The sequence below is a fragment of the Halorubrum sp. Atlit-26R genome (assembly GCF_003666015.1).
Lineage (GTDB): Archaea > Halobacteriota > Halobacteria > Halobacteriales > Haloferacaceae > Halorubrum.
Window position 1 is genome coordinate 23197 of the sequence record NZ_QPLT01000016.1, and the last position, 17373, is coordinate 40569.

Sequence of the window (17373 nt, forward strand, 5' to 3'; positions counted from 1 at the left end):
TGTGCGCTCGGAGGCACGCGCCACCGCAACTGATCCCGTCTCGTCGACCGCGTCTCCGTCTACTCTTCCTCTTCTTCGAGGATCTCGCCCGCCTCGTCGCGCTCCGCCTCGTCGGTGTCGGCGCGCCGGCGCACGTCGACCCGGTAGTCGGTGAGGATGTCGCGGCCGAGGAGGAGCGGGTACTCCATGTGGCCGCGGTCCTCGACGCTCGCGGTGACGGTGTGCTGGTTCCCGCCGATCCCGATCACGAGGTCGACGACGGGACGGGCCTTTCCGCCCTTCACGCTGCCCGACTTGACGCGCGTCATGCTCTTGATAGGGCCGGCGCCGATCTCGGCCGCCAGCTGGGTGTCGATGCTCGTCCGGGTCGCGCCCGTGTCCGACTTCGCGAGCGCCTGCGTGGAGCCGGAGGTGCCGGTGACGACGACCTCCTCGATGTAGCCGATGTCGGGCTGCTCGGTCGAGCTCGGCTTCGGCGCTGGCGCGCAGGAGGGCCGCGAGTCGTCGAGCGTCGCGGCGACGCGCTCGACCGCCTCGTCGTCCACCTCGCCGCCGACCGTCTCGATCGCGTGCTTCGCGATGAACGGGGCCGGGCTCGTCCCGGTCGCCTCGAAGAGGCCCTTGAACCCCGCCGTGGGGTTCACTTCGAGGACGTACCAGCCGTCGTACCCCTCGACGAGGTCGACGCCGGCGTAGTCGAGCCCCATCACCTCGGCGGCGTAGAGGGCGGTGTCGGCGGCCTCATCGGGCATGTCGTCGGTGGCGTCCTCGACGGCGCCGCCGAGCGCGACGTTGGTGCGCCAGTCGCCCTCGGGCGCGTAGCGGTACATCGAGCCGACGATCTCGTCGCCGACGACGTACACCCGCAGGTCGCGGTGCTTCTCGTCGTCGCGGTCGATCAGCCGCTGGAGGAACGCCTGCCGGTTGCCCACCTTCGGATTCACGCGCTCGGTGAGGTCCACCTTCCACGTCCCGCCGCCGTGGGTGCCGATCGCGGTCTTGTACACCCCCACGTCGCCGAACCGCTCGCGCCCCTCGTTGAGGCGGTCGTTCGACAGCGCCAACAGCGCGTCGGGCACGCGGATGTTCCAGTCCGCGAGCGTCGCGGCCGTCGCGAACTTGTGGATCGACGCGAGGACGGCGTCCGGCTCGTTCAGCATCGGCCGGATACGCTCGAACGTGGTCGCCAGCCCCAACAGCTCCGCGGGCTGGTCGGTGTTCGACAAGAGGAGGCGGTTCGCAATCACGTCGACCGCGGGCTCGACGGAGACGTCGCCGTCCTCGACGCTGACCGCGGCGTTCTCCTCGCGGAGCCACACCGGCTCGTGGCCGAGGTCCTCGACCGCGTTACAGATCGCCTTCGTCTCCTTGCTGTTGTGCAGCGACAGCACTCCCACCCGAACCGAGTCCGAACTCATACGTCTCCCTGCGGGGGCCGCCCTAAAAGGAACGCCGATCGATTCAGCCCGGCGAAACGTCCGATCGCCCGGTCGCCATATATATACCCGGCGCCGTGCTCCGGTTTCCCATGAGCGACGACCGGGCGTTCACGTACAACGGCGGGGCGGTGCCGCCCGGCGACACGCAGAACATCCGCTACGGAATCAGCGAGACGTACCTCGGCGACCCGGTGCGGATCCCGGTCACCATCGTCAACGGCGAGCGCGACGGGCCGACCGCCTTCCTCACCGCCGCCGCCCACGGCGACGAGCTCAACGGGATCGAGGTCGTCCGCGAGGTCGCCCACGAGTGGGACCTCTCGGAGCTCGCGGGCACCCTCGTCTGTCTCCCCGTCCTCAACGTCCCCGGCTTCCTCGCGCAACAGCGGTACCTCCCCGTCTACGACCGCGACCTGAACCGGTCGTTCCCCGGGAAACGGGGGTCGACCAGCTCGAAGCGGATGGCCCACCGCATCTACGAGAACTTCATCGCGCCCTGCGACTTCGGGCTCGACTTCCACACCTCCACCCGCGGCCGGACGAACATGCTCCACGTCCGCGCGGACATGACCGACGAGGCAGTCTACCGGCTCGCGATGGCGTTCGGCTCGAAGGTGATCATCGACAGCGACGGGCCGAGCGGTACCCTCCGCGGCGAGGCCACCGCCGACGGCATCCCGACGATCACGATCGAGATGGGGGAGGCCCACCGGTTCCAGCGCCCGCTGATCGACGACGCGCTCGCCGGCGTGCGCTCCGTCTTCGCGGAGTACGATCTCTTGGAGACGGACACGGTGCGCTGGCCCGGCTGGCGCACGGTCGTCGCCGGCGCGGGCGAGAAGACGTGGCTGCGCGCCGACTCCGGCGGCATCGTCGACACCCACTTCGAGAGCGGGTCGCTCGTCCGCGAGGGCGAGCGCATCGCGACGATCACCAACCCGTTCAAGCAGGACGCGGTCGCGGTCGAGGCCCCCTTCACCGGCCTCCTGATCGGCCTCTTAGAGAACCCCGTCGTCTACCCCGGCAACCCCCTCTGTCACCTCGTCGAGATCGGCGAGTCGACCCGCCGGGCGATCGAGGCCGGCGACGCGCCGAAGCCCGTCGGCCAGCCGGCGTCGACGGTCAGAGAATAGGACTCCCCGTTACTCTCCGGCGAACCGCTCCCGGAGCCCGACCGCGGCGCCGGCGACGACCGCGAGGAAGCCGCCGAGGAACGCGACCGGCTGGAGGAAGACGCGCTGCGCGACGACGGCCCCCGGCTCGCGCTCGACGGTCCGGGTCCAGAACTCGTACCGATCGCCGTCGCGCTCGACGATCAGGAGCCCGTCCCCGAGCGTCGGCTCCGTCGGGTACGACAGCGAGTCGACGCGTTCGTCGGGGTCCTCGACGCCGAAGCCGCCCTCGGGGGAGCCGCGGGCCCGGTCGAACGCCGCGCGGGCCGCCGGATCGAGGTCGCCGTACGCGACGACCGCGTCGGAGGCGTTGGAGCCGTTCGCGGTGTCGGGCGCCGGCGACTCGATGCCGGCGACCGACCCCTCGCCCACCGGCTGAACCGTGTGCGTGTAGGCGGGGTTCGGCTCGCCGACCGAGACGGGGAGGAACAGGGGGTTCGCCATCAGGAGGACGCCGAGCGCGACGAGCCCGACGGCCGCGAGCGGGGTGCGCATGGCTCGGATTTATCGGGCCGGGAGTTGAGCTTTTCCGACTTTACTCGGGTTTATAAATAGTCGCTGGCGGATCGGCGCCGGACACCTCCAAATCCCCAGCCGCTCGTTTATAAATGAGTGATAACCGGTTGGCGGCGGACACCTCCAAAGCCCCAGCCGCGAAGACGCCGTACGCTCGTTGCGCTCCTCGGTCGCTCGCGTTGCTCGCTCCCTGCGGTGCTTACGTCGCCTACGGCGTCTTCGCGGCTGCCCCTTTGAGTCCCGCCCCGCACAGCACCGCAACCGCACCTCACGCCTCCCCAGCCTCGTCGGTCGCCGTCGCTTCGCTCGGCGACCGACTCCCTCGCGCGGCGCTCCTCGCGCCCTTCGGGCGCTCGGAGGCGCACGCCACCGCAGTTCGTTTATAAATAATCGTCGCCGTCGCTCCTGGTCATTTAAATACTGTATCGCATCCCGCGGTGGCGCACGTACCCCCGCTACCCTACCGCCCGATCGTCCCCTGCCGCGTCACGGGCGCGTCGGGGTCGATGAGGAAGGCGACGACGGTCGCACCCTCGTCGCCCGCGGTCACGGTCGGCGGGGCGCCGTCGCCGGTCCACAGGGCGCTCTCCGTCTCGTCGAGCGCGGCGTCACCGACGTCGACGGCGCCCTCGAAGACGTACACGTAGGCGTCGCGGCCCTCGATCTCGGGGAGCGTCGCGCCCGCCTCGGCGTCGAGTCGCACGTCGTAGCAGTCGACCGCGTTGCGCACAGTGAACGGGTGGTCGGCGCCTGCGGGCGCGAACACGCGGCGCCACTCGTTCGGCTCGGGGTCCGGCAGCGGCCCGTGCTGGATCCCGGGTTCTAAGCCGATCTCTTGGGGGCGGACGAATATCTGGAGCATCCGGAGCGGCGGGTCGTCCGCGAGCGTCTCCTCGGCGTGCCAGAACCCGGACCCGGCGTTCATCACGAGGAGGTGTTCCGAGTCCGTGACCAGCTCGTTGCCCTCGCGGTCGTCGTGGCGCATCACGCCCGCGGGCACCCACGAGACGATCTCCTCGTCGCGGTGCTGGTGCATCCGGATCAGCGTGCCGGGGTCCATGAACGACTCGACGACCGTCGAGAGCGGGCCGTAGCCGTGGTCGTCGTGGTCCGGAGCGTTGCGGCCGGGGAAGTTGAATCGGGTGCGGAACTTCCCCTGATCCTGAAACACCTCGGAACGCGGGGCCGGGTGGAGGCCGCGGTCGGCGGCGGTGGTGGAGTCCATTACCAACTGGTAAAATCTCCGCGGTGAAAAGCCGTCCGGTGGGGGCGACGCGCTCTTCTGTCCCGCGCCCCTCATTCCGGTATCGTGCCGACCGTCCTCTCGGACCGCGACCGCCGCAAGCGCGACGACCGCCCCGACGAGACGTTCTACGCCGATCCGCGGTTCGTCACCCACGCGGACGACGCGTTCCTCGCGCGGCTGACCGAGCTGTACGCCTCGGTGACCGAGCCCGGCGACCGCGTCCTCGACGCGATGAGCAGCTGGGTGTCGCACCTGCCCGACGCCGAGTACGAGCGCGTCGTCGGCCACGGGCTTAACGAGGCCGAACTCGCCGCCAACGACCGGCTCGACGAGTTCGTCGTCAGCGACCTCAACGCCGACCGGTCGCTCCCGTTCGCCGACGGCTCCTTCGACGTCGTCTGCTGTGCGCTGTCGGTCCAGTACCTCCAGTTCCCGGGGCCCGTGTTTGCCGAGTTCGCCCGCGTTCTGGCCCCCGGCGGCACCGTCGTCGTCAGCTTCTCGAACCGCATGTTCCCGACGAAGGCCGTCCGGGCGTGGCGGGCCGCCGCGATGGCCGAGCGCGCCGACCTCGTCGAGCGGTACCTCGACGCCGGCGGGTTCGCGGTCACCGATCGGATCGCGGAGCGTCCGGGCGAGGACCCGTTCCACGCCCTGGTGGGAACGCTCCCGTGAGGCCGCGTCGCGTCGCCGCCGGGGGCGCCGTCGGGCTCTGGTCGCTCGCGGTCCGTCGGGCGACGCGGTAGGGGCGCGGCCGGAGAGCGCGACGTCGAGGTCGTGGGCGTTCGGTGGCGGTCTCGCTCAGTCCGCGGCGGCCGGCTCGGTCGATTCCAGCCCGGACCCGCTCGGCGGGCGGAGGACGAAGGTCGCCAGTCCCGCCGCGACCGCGAGCGCGCCGCCGAGGACGAAGGTGGCGTTCCACCCCGTCGACGCGACGAGGTAGCCGGCGACGACGCCGGAGAAGACGCCGCCGCCGACCTTCGCGGTGTACAGGACCGCGTAGTTGCCGGAGGAGTTGGCCGCGCCGTAGTAGTCGGCCAGCATCGACGGGAAGAACACGTACAGCGGCGAGGAGAAGAACATCGCCCCGAGGACGAACGCGACGAAGACGGCCCCGTTGCCCGCCTCGCCGGCGGCGACGAGTCCGATCCGGAACAGCCCGGCCAGCAGGAACGACCCGGCCATCACGCGCTTGCGGTCGAAGCGGTCGGTCGCCTCGCCGAGGATCAGCCGCGAGACGCCCGCGGCGACGGGCAGCAGGGTCGCGGAGAGCGTGGCGATCAACGCCGCGAGCCCGAAGTTCTCCGCGAACCGGACCACGTTCGCGATGACGAGGAGGTCGGCGCTCGCCATCGCGATGAACATCGCGTACAGCAGCCAGAACTGCCAGGTTGAGAGCATCTCGCGCGTCGAGTAGTTGCGGCCCCGGATCGACGCCGCGAGCCCCTCGTCGTCGCCGTCGTCCTCGTCGTCTCCCCGATCCAGCCAGTCGGACGGCGGGTCGCGGAGGAGGAACGAGCCGACGAGCGTGACGACCAAGATCCCGATCCCGATGTTGCGGAGCACGTCACTGTACGCCGCCACGGTCGCGTTCGCGCGGACGTACGGGACGACGAGGGCGCTCCCGGCGGCGAACGCCATCGTCCCGACGCCGGTCGTCAGCCCGGTTCGGTCCGGGAACCACTTGACGGCGGTGTTGACCGCGACGGTGTAGACGATGCCGACGCCGACCGCGCCCAGCGAGTAGAGGAGGTACAGCTGCCAGAGGCTCGTCGCGTACGCGAGGCCGATGTACCCGCCGCCGGCCAGCACCGCCGCGAGGAACGTGAGCGCGCCCGGGCCGCGGCTGTCCCGCCACTTGCCCGCGGGGAACTGCGAGAGGGACTGGAACACGACGTAAAAGGAGAACACCGCGCCCAGCGCCGGCAGCGCGATGTCCAGGCCCTCCGAGAGCGACGGCGAGATGGACGACCAGACGTACTGGTACGGGCTCACCGCGGCCATCATCCCGGCCGCGGCGGCGATCTGCCACCACCGCGAGAAGCCGAGGACGTCGGCCGCCCGCGCGGCGTAGTCGATCCCGCCGGCCGACCCGTCGTCGGTACCACCGACCGCTCCGTCGTCGCTCTTCCCGTCGGTCTCGGCGGTCGAGGCGCCCGGTTCGTCGTTACCCATCGTCGTTCGTCGACCGCGTGGTAGTGTTCGATGTCATGTCGTGTGCCTCGATCGGGGTGCGGGGCCGGTCCGCCGCACCGCTCGCGTTCGTACCGGTACTGTTCGGACTGATCGATTAAAACGCGTCGTTGGGGTCGTACTTGCCTCGACGATCCGCGGGCGAGGCGACCCCGGGCGGCGGGTCCTCAGAGCGCGTCTGGGTCCGCGGCCGTGAACCGCACCGCCGGGGGGATCAGTCCCCCGATAGCAAGCATCGCGAGGCCGACCGCCCAGAGCGCCGCGACCCCGGCGGACGCGCCGTAGCTGATCAGGGGCAGGGACAGCGCCATCAGGACGAACGCCAGGGTGAACCGGTCGAGGACGCCCATCTCAGGCCACCCCCAGCAGCCCCGCGGCGTTCAACAGGACGATCGCGAGCCCGACCAGCGCGCCGACGGCGGCGACCCACGGAATCGTCACCCGGAGGACGTCGCCCTCGCGGCCGACGATCCCGGCCGCGGTCGTCCCGAGGATGACGTTGCCCGGCGAGATCGCGTTCCCGATGGCGCCGCCGGCGCTCTGTCCGCCGAGGATCAGCGCCTCGGAGATGCCGCCGAGCTGCGCGGCCGTCTGCTGTTGGAGCCCGCCGAACAGGATGTTCGACGCCGTGTTGCTCGACGTCATGAACGCTCCGAGCGAGCCGATGAGCGGCGAGAGGAACCCGTAGGTGTTCGGCGTCGCCACGCTCGCGGTCCCCTCCGCGAGGACGAGCACCTGCCCGCTGTGGTCCATCAGCTTCGCCATGACGAGGAAGGAGATCACCGCGATCGACGCCGGGATCGCGGTCGCCAGCACCGCCCGCGTGAAGCCCGACCGATCGGCCTCGGCCCGTGCGGCGGCGTCCTCGTAGTGCCCGCCGCGCCGGTACGCGACGAACGCGACGAGCGCGCTGACGAGCAGGAACGTCCCGGGGTGCGACAGCGGCGAGAACGGCGAGTACGGCGCGGTCGCCTCGGTGACGACGCCGAGCCCCGTCGATATCTCGGGGAATCTCAGGCCGACTTGGAGGCTCCCGAGCGCGTCGCCGAGCGGGGTCACGACCGCGGTGACGAACGCGATCGCGGCGAGGGCCGCGAACGGCAGCGCCGCGAGCGGCAGACCCATCAGCCCCTCGTCGGGCTCGGCCGCCTCGGCGGGCGTCGCCACGCCGCCGTCGGCGACCGCCCCGGTCCCGTCGCCCTCGGCGGCGGCGGGGCTCACGTTCTCCGTCATCACGAGCCGCTCGCCGATCGCGTCCGTCGCGCTGGCGTACCGGCTCCACATCGCGAGCGGGCCGAGCGCGAGCAGGCCGACCGTCGCCGCGAAGAAGTTCGCGAACTCCGGCGGGATGACGGTCACCGCGGCCAGCTGGCCGCCGCCGTGGATCAGCGAGACGACCAGAATCATCGGGGCGGCGTACCGCACCGCGTCCATCCGGCCGTATATCCACGCGATCGAGAAGCCGGCGATCAGGTTCGGGATCCACAGCAGGACGGCGAGCGCGAGCGCCGTCACGGCGACGCTTTGCATCTCGGTGACCTGGACCAGCGCCAGCCACGCCACGCCGAGCGTGCCGAAGGTGTTCGCCCACGCGTGCCCGATGAGCGGGATGGCGACCGAGTACACCGGCTTCACGCCGAGCGCGAGCAGCAGCGGCGCCACCACGACGATCGGCGTCCCGAACCCGGAGATTGACTGCATGAACGAGACGAACACCCAGCCGAACGCCAGCACGAGGAACAGCTCGTTGTCGGTGAACGACGTGATACGCGTGCGGAGCGCCTCGAACCCGTCCGCCCGCTCGATCACGTGATAGAATACGAGCGCCGGGAGGATGACGTAGAGGACGAACACCGCGTCCCATACCCCCTTCGCGCTCGCCACCGAGAGCGCCTCGACGGGCATCCCGTACGCCGTCAGCGCGACCGCGGCCGCGGAGAACATGCCGACCGAGGCCGCCTCGTGCGCCCGCCAGCGCAACACGACGAGCGTGAAGAGGAGCAGCGCCAGCGGCACCAGCGCCAGCCCGACGTACGTCGCGTTAACTGGCAGCACGGCGGTCACCCCCGCTCCGCGGTGCCGGTCCGCTCGCAGACCGAGTCTCGCTCGGTTTCCGAACCACACGTTTCCGTTCGTTCGCCCACCTTTCGTTCGAATTCGTCATTGATCGACGGCCCAGACTGGTTTATTGATTTATAAAAGAATACTCATAATATTGGTTGGTGAAATAACTAGTGGCATAATTTCGGGGATTGTATTAGGCTATTAGAGGGCATTCAGACGCAGAATCGATCACACTGGCGGATTTCTCCCGAAGTTCTTCCGAAAAAGACGTGCGAGGCCTTCAGTCCGGATCCGGAAGCCCCTCAGCGTCCGCGCAGGGCCAGCGGCCCCCGCACCCGGGACCGGAAGCGACCGGCCGACCTCGCTGGGCCTTCCCGCTCGATAGGACGTCGAAGCATAAATTATGATAATCGTCTATCCTGTCGAAAATTGTTAAGATGGACCCTCACGTAGCCGTATTCGAACACAGGGCGTCGCCTGGCCGACGCCCCGAACCCACACCATGTCCACCGACATCGACGCCGCCGACCCGCACGACGGAACCGCGACCGCGTCCCGCGACGCCGACCTCGCCGCGGGGTCTCACGGAACGGGGCGCTTCGAGCGCGTGCTGGTCGTCGCTCGCGACGACCCCGCCGGGCGGGCGGCGACCTCGACGGCCGTCGACCTCGCGGCGGCCCACGGGGCGAGCGTCGACGCGCTGTACGTCGTCGACACGACCGAGGGCTGGGACGTGGTCGTCGAGCGCCGCGAGCGGGCCGGCGAGGCGCTCGTCGAGGCCGCCGAGGCCGCGGGCGAGGCGGCCGGCGTCGACGTGGAGAAGTGGTTCCGGTACGGCACGACGCACCGCGAGGCGGTCGACTTCGCCGCCGCGCACGACGCCGACCTCGTCGTGGTCGGATCCGTCGACCGGAGCGGGCTCGACCGGCTGCTCCACCCCGATCCGGTCCCGACCCGCGTCCGGCGCGGGGTCGACGTCCCGGTCATGGTCGTCGGCCCGGACGACGACTGACCGGTTCGGACGACGACTGACGGACCCGGCGACCGGTTAAGTGGTCGCGGTCCCAACGATCGGTGTGACTCACGTAGGCATCGTCGGCGCGGGCGCGGGGGCGGCCGCGGCGGCGTTCGTCATCGACGGCGCGGTCCCGGACGCGGACGTGACGGTCCTCGAGAAGTCCGGCGGGCTCTGCGGGCGCGCGGCGACCCGCCGCCATGACGACCTCACGTACGACTACGGGGCGAACTACCTGAAGAGCGACGACGACCGCGTCGTCGAACTGATCACCGAGACGCTCGACGACGATGGCCTCGTCGATGTGACCGAGCCGGTGTACACCTTCGAGGCCGACGGGGCGGTGTCCCCCGGCCGCGACGCCGACGAACACAAGTGGAGCTATCGGCAGGGGCTCACCCAGATCGCGAAGCGGCTGTTCGGCCGCACCGACGCGACCGTCCACCGACGGACCCGGGTCGAGACGGTGCGGAGAGTCGAGGCCGCGGGCGGAGCGAGCGACGACGCTCGCTGGGAACTCGACGACGCCGACGACGAGACCCACGGCCCGTTCGACGTGCTACTTTTAAACCCCCCGGCGCCGCAGACCGCCGAGCTGCTCCGGACCGCCGAGTGGGACGACCCGCTCCGCGAGACGCTCGTCGAGGCGGTCGGCGGGGTCGAGTACCGCAGCGTCTGGACCGCGGTCCTCCGCTACCCGTTCGCGCTCGACGTCCCCTACTACGCGCTCGTCAACACGGACAAGGAACACGCGGTCGGCTGGATCTCCCGCGAGGAGTGCAAGGCGGGCCACGTCCCCGACGGCGAGACGCTGCTCGTCGTTCAGGCGAGCGACGCGTGGTCGACGGCGCATTACGACGACGACCCGGGCGAGAACGTCGCCGCGCTCGCCGACCACGCCGCCGACGTCGTCGGCGACGAACGGCTGGCGGAGCCCGACTGGACCGACCATCAGGGATGGCGCTACGCCCAGCCGGAGGGCGGCGTCGACCGCGGGCCCGTCGACTCGGCGCGCGACGCGGGGCTGTACCTGCTCGGCGACTGGGTCGCGGGCGAGGGGCGGCTCCACGCCGCCATCGCGAACGGGCTCGACGTCGGCGAGCGCGTCGCGTACGGGATTTAAGCGGAATCGGAGCCGGGAGGATCAGGACGGCACCGCGGTCGACCGCGGCGTCGCTGCGGGGTGACGGATTGTTTTCGAAAAGCGGTTCGCCGGCGTTTCGATCGTCCGGTCGTCCGGTCGCGTCAGTTCGTCGTGATCCGGTACTCGACGGTCCCCAGACCGGGGAGCGTGAGCGTCCGGACGCGACCGCTGCGCCGGCGCAGGGTCCGCAGGACGGACCGCGACAGGACGGCGAGCGCGACGGTGCCGGTCAGCAGCGCGACGGTCGCGACGGGGTACGCGAGCGCGACGAACGGTGCCAGGACGAGCGCGAGGAACGCGAGCGTCCCCAGCGGCGAGCGACTGCCCGGCGGCGACTCGGAGCCGATCGGCCGGTGCGCCTCCGCCGAGGTGATGGAACCTTGGTACATATCTCACCGTACGCGCTCCGCCGACTAAAACCTTTCACTTCCCAAATATGTTTTGAGAAACGGTACCACGGACCATGTCCGTAAAACAACTGAAACGGTTGTTCATGCGGTGTAACTCATACCATGGTACTCATTAGTACACCTCTCAAAAATCTGTGAATTTGTATCGGTGACGGCGTCGAAGCCCCGGTCGAAGGGAGTCGCCCGCCGCGGATCGCGCTCACGGCCCCGGAGTCGAATCCGCTCACCCGGGCGGAGGGGGACGGTCCCGAGACGCGACCCGGCGGTGCTTTTATTTCGCTTCGACTGTTCTCGTAGATACGGACAGATACACACGATGACACTCGACACTCCCACCACCGACCCAACGGTCGTCGTTTCGGCGCCGGAGCGCGGACGCGTGGTCGCCGGCCTCGCCGACGGCACCGTCGAGACGGTCGCGGATCTGCGTGTTCGCGGGCGGGCCGACGAGATCGCCGCCGAGCTCCGCGAGACGCACCTGCCGGCCTTAGAGGAGGCCGGCTACATCGAGTGGGACCGCGAGGCCGGGACCATCGAGCCCGGCCCCAACTTCGAGGAGGCCGCGGACCACGTCGACGACCTCCCGATGCCGGACGTCGAGCCCTCTGACGACTGACCGGCGCGGTCGACCGACCGTCGCGGCCGGCCGAGCGCGCGGCGGCCCGGGGGCCGATCATCGCGGACGCGGCCCGGGGGCCGATCATCGCGGACGCGGCCCGGGACGTTTATCCCCGGGCGCGGGCGACACCCGACAGCCATGGCCGAGCCGATCCTGAAGTGGGCCGGCGGGAAGCGGCAGCTGCTCGACGAGCTGTACGCCCGGTTCCCGTCGGAGTTCGGCCGCTACCACGAGCCGTTCGTCGGCGGCGGCGCCGTCTTCTTCGACCTCGAACCCGCCCGCGCGACGGTCAACGACGCGAACCCCCGGCTCGTGAACTTCTACGAGCAGGTCCGCGACCGCCCCGACGAGCTGATCGCCCGGCTCGCGTCGTTCGACGACCCCGAGAGCGGCCCCGACCCGGCCCTCCCGTACGCCGAGGAGACGGCGCGCGGCCGCGACGTGGACGCCTACTACTACCAGCAGCGCGCGCGGTTCAACCGCCGGCCGTACGAGGGGGAGTTCGACCCCATAGAGGAGGCCGCGCTCCTCCTGTACCTCAACCGCACCTGTTACAACGGCCTCTACCGCGAGAACGCCGACGGCGGGTTCAACGTCCCGATCGGCCGGTACGCCGACCCCGACTGGATCCAACGCGACCGGGTCCGTCGGGCGAGCGACCTGCTCGCCGACGCCGAGATCCGACAGGGGGACTTCGCGTACGTCCTCGACGCCGCCGAGCCCGGCGACCTCGTCTACTTCGACCCGCCCTACGAGCCGATGAGCGCGACCGCGAGCTTCAACGAGTACAGCGCGTCGGGGTTCGACCGCGAGGACCAGCGCCGCCTGCTCGACGTCGCCGGCGAGCTCGACGACTCTGGGGTGTGGGTCGTCCTCTCGAACAGCGGCGTGATGTACGACGCGTACGCCGACGCGGGCTTCCGCGTCGACCGCGAGGACGCGACCCGGTCGATAAACTCCGACGCCGACAACCGCGACGCGGTCGACGAGATCGTGGCGACGAACGTCCCGCCGGCCGAGCGCCGAGAGGCCGGGCAGCGGGAACTCCCCGACTTCTGAGCCCGCGGCTTCGTTGAAATGCTCGGGGTTCGATGTTTCTCGTCCTCGGTCCCCATCGAAATAAGTACCTCCCAACCCACGGGAGCGATGTCTGTTCATGGGTCTCAGTTCACGTACTCTGTGGACGCTCCGCCGCTATTGGGCTGACCGCCTCGGTGTCCCTCCCGAGGCGTTCGAGAAATCAGGAGGAACCGTTGGCGACGCCGAGGAGGGCGGTATCCAACTTTTTTCTCACGGCGACTCCCTGATCGTCGGTGTCCCGGGCCCGCTCTTAGACGCAGCCGAAGACCGGAGTGAGACCGGGATACCACTCGATGCCGACGACGAGGACGCGGTCCACGGATGGCTCACTCGCTTCGACGGTATCGAGCGGGCCATCGGCCCGACGTTCTACGGATACGCGGATCGAGAAACGTTCACTCCCGTCGAATCGGACGCTCGAGCCCTCACAGCTGCCGATGCCGCCGCCTATCGGTCGTTTCAACGGAGTATTCCGGATACCGAGTGGGAACAAGGCGGAACACAGTTCACTCCCGGCGAGACTGTGGGACTTTTTGTTGATGAAGAGCTGGTAGCGGTCGCCGGCTTCGATGTCTGGGAAGGCGTACTTGCCCATCTGGCAGTCGTGACACGCCCGGACAACCGCGGGCGTGGATACGGTCGGAGCGTCGTCTCTCAAGCCACGGAGAAGGCGTTCGCTGACGGACTTCTCCCCCAGTACCGAACCTCAGACGCATGGCCATGGTCCGTCGCACTTGCTCAGGACCTCGGGTTTCACCGGTTTGCCACGGCTTATCTCGGCGTCTACCGGCGGTAACGCCCTTCACGATCGGCCGATTCGTGCTCCGTATCTTCTGTCGCGCTCACAACGCCATCTCGAACCGGTCGAATTCTCGTCGGTCAGTACGCACCCTTCAGCGACCAGCCGTTTCAGGCGAGAATTCGTCTGAAAAACGGATTCAACGGGATCGACACGGCGGAATCGCGCGGATCGAGGTACCGCGTCGACCCCGGAGCCGCGCGGTCACCCGACCGCGGCGTTGGGGCGGGCTTTTTGACCTCCCCCGCCGACGGGTCGGGTATGACCGATCTCGACATCGACCTCGTCCTCGTGCCCGTCGACGGCAGCGAGGAGTCACACGAGGCGGTCGACTACGCGATCGCGCTCGCGGCGGAGTACGACGCGAGCGTCCACGCGCTGTACGTCCTCGACGAGGAGGTCGTCCGCGCCATCGACCACGGCGTCGTCGACGAGAGCGAGGTTGCGGACGACTCCGAGGCGTTCACCGACTCCGTCGCGCGCCGCGCGGAGGCCGCCGGGGTCCCCCACAGCAACTCCATCGCGTACGGCTTCTCCACCTCGGTGAAGACCGTCCATCCCGGGAGCGTCGTCCTCGACACGGCCGAGGAGCTGGAGTCGGACTTCATCGTCGTCCCGCGCGAGCCGGTCTCCGGCGACCCCGGCGAGGTGCTGGGGAAGGCCGCGGAGTACGTCCTCCTGTACGCGAGCCAGCCCGTCCTGTCCGTCTGATGGTCGGCGGCCTCCTCCCGGCGGGCACGACGCTTCCTCCCCTCCCCCACCTCCTCGTCGTCCTGCTCGCGACCGGCGGGGTCGCCGCCGCGCTCCGGCGCCGGCGCCCCTCCGTCACCGCCCGGCGCGTGCTCGCGCTCGCCCCGTGGATGGCGCTCGGCTCCGCGGCCCACGTCCTCTACGTCGTCGACGCGCTCCCGTCCTCGATCGCCCCGTTCGCCGGCTCGCCGACCGTCTACCTCACGGTCGGGACGTTCGCCGGCGCGGCGTGGCTCGCCGCCGACGCGTGGCTCGCGGTCGATGCCGACCGTCCGGACAGGATCGCGGCGACGCTCGCCGCCGCCGGCGTCCTTCTCCTCGTCCCCGTCGTCGCGGTCGCGGTCGGGACCGGGCTCTCACCCGCCGGCGCGCGCTGGTCGGCGCTCGCGCTCGCGCTCACCCTCCCGATCGCGGGCGCCGTCTGGGCCGGACTGACACGTTTCCGACCCGAGGCGGCGGTCACCGGCGGGGTCGGCGCCCTCGCGGTGTTCGGGCACGCGCTCGACGGCGTCTCGACCGCGGTGGGGACGACCCAGCTCGGCTTCGGCGAGCGCACCCCCGTCTCGCGGATCCTGCTCGAAATCGGCGGGCTCCCGTCGGTGCCGGTGCTGGGCGAGGGGTGGCTGTTCCTCCTCGTGAAGCTCGCGGTCGCGAGCGCGGTCGTGTGGCTGTTCGCGGCCTACGTCCGCGAGGAACCGGCGGAGGGGTACCTCCTCCTCGGCTTCGTCGCCGCGATGGGGCTCGGCCCGGCGGCGCACAACCTGCTGCTGTTCTCCGTGGCGGCGTGAGGAAGGGACCGGCGCGGCGCGCTCCCGGTCGCCTCACAGGACCGCCAGCGCGAACGCGACCGTGACGCCGGCGAGCAGGACGGCCTGGACGAACGCGCTGGCGAGGGCGCCGACCATCGCGTAGGCCGCCTGCCGAGCGGCCTCGCGCGTGTCGCCGTCGTGCTCGTCGAGGGCGGCGAGGAAGACGGTCCCGCCCAGTCCGACGACGATCCCGATCGGCCCGAGCGGGATCAGGAGCGCGATTCCCACCAGCGTCCCGAGGACGACGGTCCGGGTCGACGCGCCGCCGAGCCGCCCGGAGACCATTCCCGACGCGAGGTCCGCGGCGGAGGCCAGCAGCGAGACGACGACGAGCGCGACCACCACGGCGAGGCCCGGTTCCGCGAACCCGGTGGTGTACGCGTAGCCGACGACGGTCAGCGCCGCGAGGACGCCGCCCGGCACCAGCGGGACGAACGAGCTGGCCGTCCAGACGACGAGCAGCGCGATCGCCAGTCCGGCCGCGAGAGTGACCATACGGACCGAACGCTACGTGCGCTGAAAACACTTCACCACGGTCGACCCGACGGGGGCGGGTCCGCCGACCCCGCTCAGTCTTCTTCTTCGACGACTTCCGGGTCCTCGATGGCCGACTGGAGGGAGTCGAGCCCGTTGACCCACTCGGAGACGAGCCCGTATTCGAGGTCCTCGACGAGCTCGATGTCGAGCGCCTCGCCGTCGATGACGCGCGTGCCGGCCTGAACGACGTAGCCCAGCGCGGCGTCGAGGTCGTCTCCCTCCTCGGCCTCGGCCGCGGCGCGCACGAACTCGCTCACGTCGCCCTCGACGACGCCGCCGACGACGTACTCCTCGGCCGCGTAGAAGACGGGGACGAGCGAGGTCTGGACGCCGTCGATCAGCATCACCTTGTCCTCGTCGTCGAACTCGACGTCGGCGAGGACGATCTCGCGGATGTCGCGGACCTCCTCGACGGCGCGGTCCTCGTCGATGCGGTCGTCGTCGAACGCGGTCAGCACCTTCACCACGGCGATGGCGGCGTCGTCCTGGAGGTTCAAGAGGAGCCGCGCGGAGTCCTCGTTCTCGGGGTCGAGGTCCTCTTCGGCCAGCCTGTCGAGCCAGTTCTGCCAGCGTTCGTCGGTATAGAACGTTTCAACGGCGTCGTCGTCGGTCATGTGCCGTACGTCGCCCGGACTACTCAAATGCCTTTCCTATCGATCGCCGCCCGAGACCGTGTCTCACCCGCGTGAATCCCGGAATCAGACTTCTCGTTCGAGCGTCGCCTCGGTGTCGATCCCGTACACCGCGCGGGGGGTCTCGACGTGCGCCCGCCGGACCGCCTCGTCGTACCCCTCCTCCAACAGCCAGCGCACCCGCCTGGGGACGGTCTTCGGGCCGAGCACCATCCCCGGGCGGTCCGGGTCGTCCACGAAGTCCGTCTCCATCAGGAACGGCTCGCCGGCCTCGGCCGCGCGCTCCAGCCGCTCCTTGTCGCTCATCACGCTCGGCGTGACGCCCGCTAACTCTCCGGCCGCGTAGTGTTTGACGACCTTCGCGGGGTCGAGGCCGACTTCCTCGGCGACCGCGGCGAGGTCGGTCAGGTCCTCGGTGGCCTCGGTGTGGAGCTGGACCGCGCAGCCGACGTCGGCGCCCAGCTCGAACGCGCGCCGCGTGACCGCGTTCGACGCCTCCCACACCGCGTCGCTCACGTCGTAGTGGGGCCGCCCGGACTTCAGCGCGAGCGCGTCCCCGTCGGCGACGTACTCGCTCGCGACCGCCAACCCCCCGGCCATGAGGTCGCGCGCGGCCTCGGGCGAGAAGTCGCGCTCGTCGACGAGCCGGCTGATCAGGCCGGGGTGGACGCCGAGGACGGGCCACGCGCGCCCCGGGAGGGCCTCGGTCGCCGACGCGACGGTCTCCAGCGTCTCCTCGAAGACGGCCCGGAAGTCGTCGGGCTCGTCGGGCTCGACGCCGAGCAGCCACGAGGGCTTGTTCACCACGAGCAGGTGGGTCCCGCCGAGACGCGCGAACTCCTCGACCGCCTCGATCCCGCGGCCGTGGCGCGGGTCGAGGTGGAGGTGATCGTCCAGCACCGGCGTGCCGAGGTCCTCGGTCATGCGAGGGCGTTCGGCGGCGGCGGATTA

Annotated in this window: 19 protein-coding genes; 9 read left to right on the forward strand and 10 right to left on the reverse strand. The window is 70.3% G+C overall.

Annotation, left to right across the window (positions count from 1 at the left end; translation table 11 throughout):
- Nucleotides 1-59: 59 nt before the first annotated feature.
- A complete protein-coding gene (locus DVK07_RS15495) occupies nt 60-1418 on the reverse strand; it encodes a RimK/LysX family protein (RefSeq protein WP_199719549.1) in 1359 nt (452 codons plus the stop codon).
- Between the two features lie 110 nt (nt 1419-1528).
- On the opposite strand from DVK07_RS15495, the gene DVK07_RS15500 reads away from it, so the two are divergent.
- Nucleotides 1529-2572, forward strand: a complete 1044-nt coding sequence (locus DVK07_RS15500; protein WP_121597895.1) for a succinylglutamate desuccinylase/aspartoacylase family protein — start codon at nt 1529-1531, stop codon at nt 2570-2572.
- Nucleotides 2573-2581: 9 nt separating this feature from the next.
- Here the strand turns inward: DVK07_RS15500 and DVK07_RS15505 are convergent, their stop codons facing one another.
- Nucleotides 2582-3106 carry a hypothetical protein gene (locus DVK07_RS15505; RefSeq protein WP_121597896.1) on the reverse strand — a complete coding sequence of 175 codons (525 nt, stop codon included), beginning with the start codon at nt 3104-3106 and terminating at the stop codon, nt 2582-2584.
- Nucleotides 3107-3587: 481 nt separating this feature from the next.
- A complete protein-coding gene (locus tag DVK07_RS15510; protein ID WP_121597897.1) occupies nt 3588-4352 on the reverse strand; it encodes a pirin family protein in 765 nt (254 codons plus the stop codon).
- An 84-nt stretch (nt 4353-4436) separates the two neighbouring features.
- Between DVK07_RS15510 and DVK07_RS15515 the strand changes: the two genes are divergently transcribed.
- Entirely contained in the window at nt 4437-5045 is a 609-nt protein-coding gene (locus DVK07_RS15515; protein ID WP_121597898.1) for a class I SAM-dependent methyltransferase, read from the forward strand.
- A gap of 126 nt (nt 5046-5171) precedes the next feature.
- On the opposite strand, the gene DVK07_RS15520 is transcribed toward DVK07_RS15515, so the two are convergent.
- From DVK07_RS15520 to DVK07_RS15530, 3 genes are all read right to left on the reverse strand, one after another.
- Nucleotides 5172-6545 carry an OFA family MFS transporter gene (locus DVK07_RS15520; protein ID WP_121597899.1) on the reverse strand — a complete coding sequence of 458 codons (1374 nt, stop codon included), beginning with the start codon at nt 6543-6545 and terminating at the stop codon, nt 5172-5174.
- A 185-nt stretch (nt 6546-6730) separates the two neighbouring features.
- The gene (locus tag DVK07_RS15525) at nt 6731-6913 is read right to left on the reverse strand and encodes a hypothetical protein (RefSeq protein ID WP_121597900.1); all 183 of its coding nucleotides are present in this window, start codon (nt 6911-6913) and stop codon (nt 6731-6733) included.
- Nucleotide 6914: 1 nt separating this feature from the next.
- The gene (locus DVK07_RS15530; RefSeq protein ID WP_233565456.1) at nt 6915-8618 is read right to left on the reverse strand and encodes an L-lactate permease; all 1704 of its coding nucleotides are present in this window, start codon (nt 8616-8618) and stop codon (nt 6915-6917) included.
- A 511-nt stretch (nt 8619-9129) separates the two neighbouring features.
- On the opposite strand from DVK07_RS15530, the gene DVK07_RS15535 reads away from it, so the two are divergent.
- Complete coding sequence (locus DVK07_RS15535) at nt 9130-9639, forward strand: universal stress protein (RefSeq protein WP_121597901.1); 510 nt, start codon at nt 9130-9132, stop codon at nt 9637-9639.
- 64 nt (nt 9640-9703) lie between these two features.
- Entirely contained in the window at nt 9704-10765 is a 1062-nt protein-coding gene (locus tag DVK07_RS15540) for an NAD(P)/FAD-dependent oxidoreductase (protein WP_121597902.1), read from the forward strand.
- A 122-nt stretch (nt 10766-10887) separates the two neighbouring features.
- Here DVK07_RS15540 and DVK07_RS15545 read toward each other — a convergent pair whose 3' ends face one another.
- On the reverse strand, nt 10888-11175 hold the full coding sequence (locus DVK07_RS15545; protein WP_017344441.1) for a hypothetical protein: 288 nt from the start codon (nt 11173-11175) through the stop codon (nt 10888-10890).
- Between the two features lie 337 nt (nt 11176-11512).
- Here DVK07_RS15545 and DVK07_RS15550 point away from each other — a divergent pair, with 337 nt between their 5' ends.
- From DVK07_RS15550 to DVK07_RS15570, 5 genes are all read left to right on the forward strand, one after another.
- The gene (locus DVK07_RS15550) at nt 11513-11812 is read left to right on the forward strand and encodes a hypothetical protein (RefSeq protein WP_121597903.1); all 300 of its coding nucleotides are present in this window, start codon (nt 11513-11515) and stop codon (nt 11810-11812) included.
- Between the two features lie 141 nt (nt 11813-11953).
- On the forward strand, nt 11954-12874 hold the full coding sequence (locus DVK07_RS15555; protein ID WP_121597904.1) for a DNA adenine methylase: 921 nt from the start codon (nt 11954-11956) through the stop codon (nt 12872-12874).
- Between the two features lie 97 nt (nt 12875-12971).
- Complete coding sequence (locus DVK07_RS15560) at nt 12972-13691, forward strand: GNAT family N-acetyltransferase (RefSeq protein ID WP_121597905.1); 720 nt, start codon at nt 12972-12974, stop codon at nt 13689-13691.
- Nucleotides 13692-13955: 264 nt separating this feature from the next.
- Nucleotides 13956-14405, forward strand: coding sequence for a universal stress protein (locus tag DVK07_RS15565; RefSeq protein ID WP_121597906.1), 450 nt, complete (start codon nt 13956-13958; stop codon nt 14403-14405).
- Nucleotides 14405-15232, forward strand: coding sequence for a DUF63 family protein (locus DVK07_RS15570; RefSeq protein WP_121597907.1), 828 nt, complete (start codon nt 14405-14407; stop codon nt 15230-15232). The genes DVK07_RS15565 and DVK07_RS15570 overlap by 1 nt, the downstream gene beginning before the upstream one ends.
- A 33-nt stretch (nt 15233-15265) precedes the next feature.
- Here the strand turns inward: DVK07_RS15570 and DVK07_RS15575 are convergent, their stop codons facing one another.
- The 3 genes from DVK07_RS15575 to DVK07_RS15585 form a co-directional block, all read right to left on the reverse strand.
- Entirely contained in the window at nt 15266-15748 is a 483-nt protein-coding gene (locus DVK07_RS15575) for a DUF456 domain-containing protein (RefSeq protein WP_121597908.1), read from the reverse strand.
- A 74-nt stretch (nt 15749-15822) separates the two neighbouring features.
- Nucleotides 15823-16404 carry a DUF2150 family protein gene (locus DVK07_RS15580; protein WP_121597909.1) on the reverse strand — a complete coding sequence of 194 codons (582 nt, stop codon included), beginning with the start codon at nt 16402-16404 and terminating at the stop codon, nt 15823-15825.
- 84 nt (nt 16405-16488) lie between these two features.
- Nucleotides 16489-17346, reverse strand: coding sequence for a TatD family hydrolase (locus DVK07_RS15585; protein WP_121597910.1), 858 nt, complete (start codon nt 17344-17346; stop codon nt 16489-16491).
- Between the last annotated feature and the right edge of the window lie 27 nt (nt 17347-17373).

What these genes read in the sequence shown, in the direction of transcription:
- DVK07_RS15495 (WP_199719549.1), bottom strand. Translation starts at nt 1,418, where the DNA reads ATGAGTTCGGACTCGGTTCGGGTGGGAGTGCTGTCGCTGCACAACAGC.
- DVK07_RS15500 (WP_121597895.1), top strand. Translation starts at nt 1,529, where the DNA reads ATGAGCGACGACCGGGCGTTCACGTACAACGGCGGGGCGGTGCCGCCC.
- DVK07_RS15505 (WP_121597896.1), bottom strand. Translation starts at nt 3,106, where the DNA reads ATGCGCACCCCGCTCGCGGCCGTCGGGCTCGTCGCGCTCGGCGTCCTC.
- DVK07_RS15510 (WP_121597897.1), bottom strand. Translation starts at nt 4,352, where the DNA reads ATGGACTCCACCACCGCCGCCGACCGCGGCCTCCACCCGGCCCCGCGT.
- DVK07_RS15520 (WP_121597899.1), bottom strand. Translation starts at nt 6,545, where the DNA reads ATGGGTAACGACGAACCGGGCGCCTCGACCGCCGAGACCGACGGGAAG.
- DVK07_RS15525 (WP_121597900.1), bottom strand. Translation starts at nt 6,913, where the DNA reads ATGGGCGTCCTCGACCGGTTCACCCTGGCGTTCGTCCTGATGGCGCTG.
- DVK07_RS15535 (WP_121597901.1), top strand. Translation starts at nt 9,130, where the DNA reads ATGTCCACCGACATCGACGCCGCCGACCCGCACGACGGAACCGCGACC.
- DVK07_RS15545 (WP_017344441.1), bottom strand. Translation starts at nt 11,175, where the DNA reads ATGTACCAAGGTTCCATCACCTCGGCGGAGGCGCACCGGCCGATCGGC.
- DVK07_RS15550 (WP_121597903.1), top strand. Translation starts at nt 11,513, where the DNA reads ATGACACTCGACACTCCCACCACCGACCCAACGGTCGTCGTTTCGGCG.
- DVK07_RS15555 (WP_121597904.1), top strand. Translation starts at nt 11,954, where the DNA reads ATGGCCGAGCCGATCCTGAAGTGGGCCGGCGGGAAGCGGCAGCTGCTC.
- DVK07_RS15560 (WP_121597905.1), top strand. Translation starts at nt 12,972, where the DNA reads ATGGGTCTCAGTTCACGTACTCTGTGGACGCTCCGCCGCTATTGGGCT.
- DVK07_RS15565 (WP_121597906.1), top strand. Translation starts at nt 13,956, where the DNA reads ATGACCGATCTCGACATCGACCTCGTCCTCGTGCCCGTCGACGGCAGC.
- DVK07_RS15570 (WP_121597907.1), top strand. Translation starts at nt 14,405, where the DNA reads ATGGTCGGCGGCCTCCTCCCGGCGGGCACGACGCTTCCTCCCCTCCCC.
- DVK07_RS15575 (WP_121597908.1), bottom strand. Translation starts at nt 15,748, where the DNA reads ATGGTCACTCTCGCGGCCGGACTGGCGATCGCGCTGCTCGTCGTCTGG.
- DVK07_RS15580 (WP_121597909.1), bottom strand. Translation starts at nt 16,404, where the DNA reads ATGACCGACGACGACGCCGTTGAAACGTTCTATACCGACGAACGCTGG.
- DVK07_RS15585 (WP_121597910.1), bottom strand. Translation starts at nt 17,346, where the DNA reads ATGACCGAGGACCTCGGCACGCCGGTGCTGGACGATCACCTCCACCTC.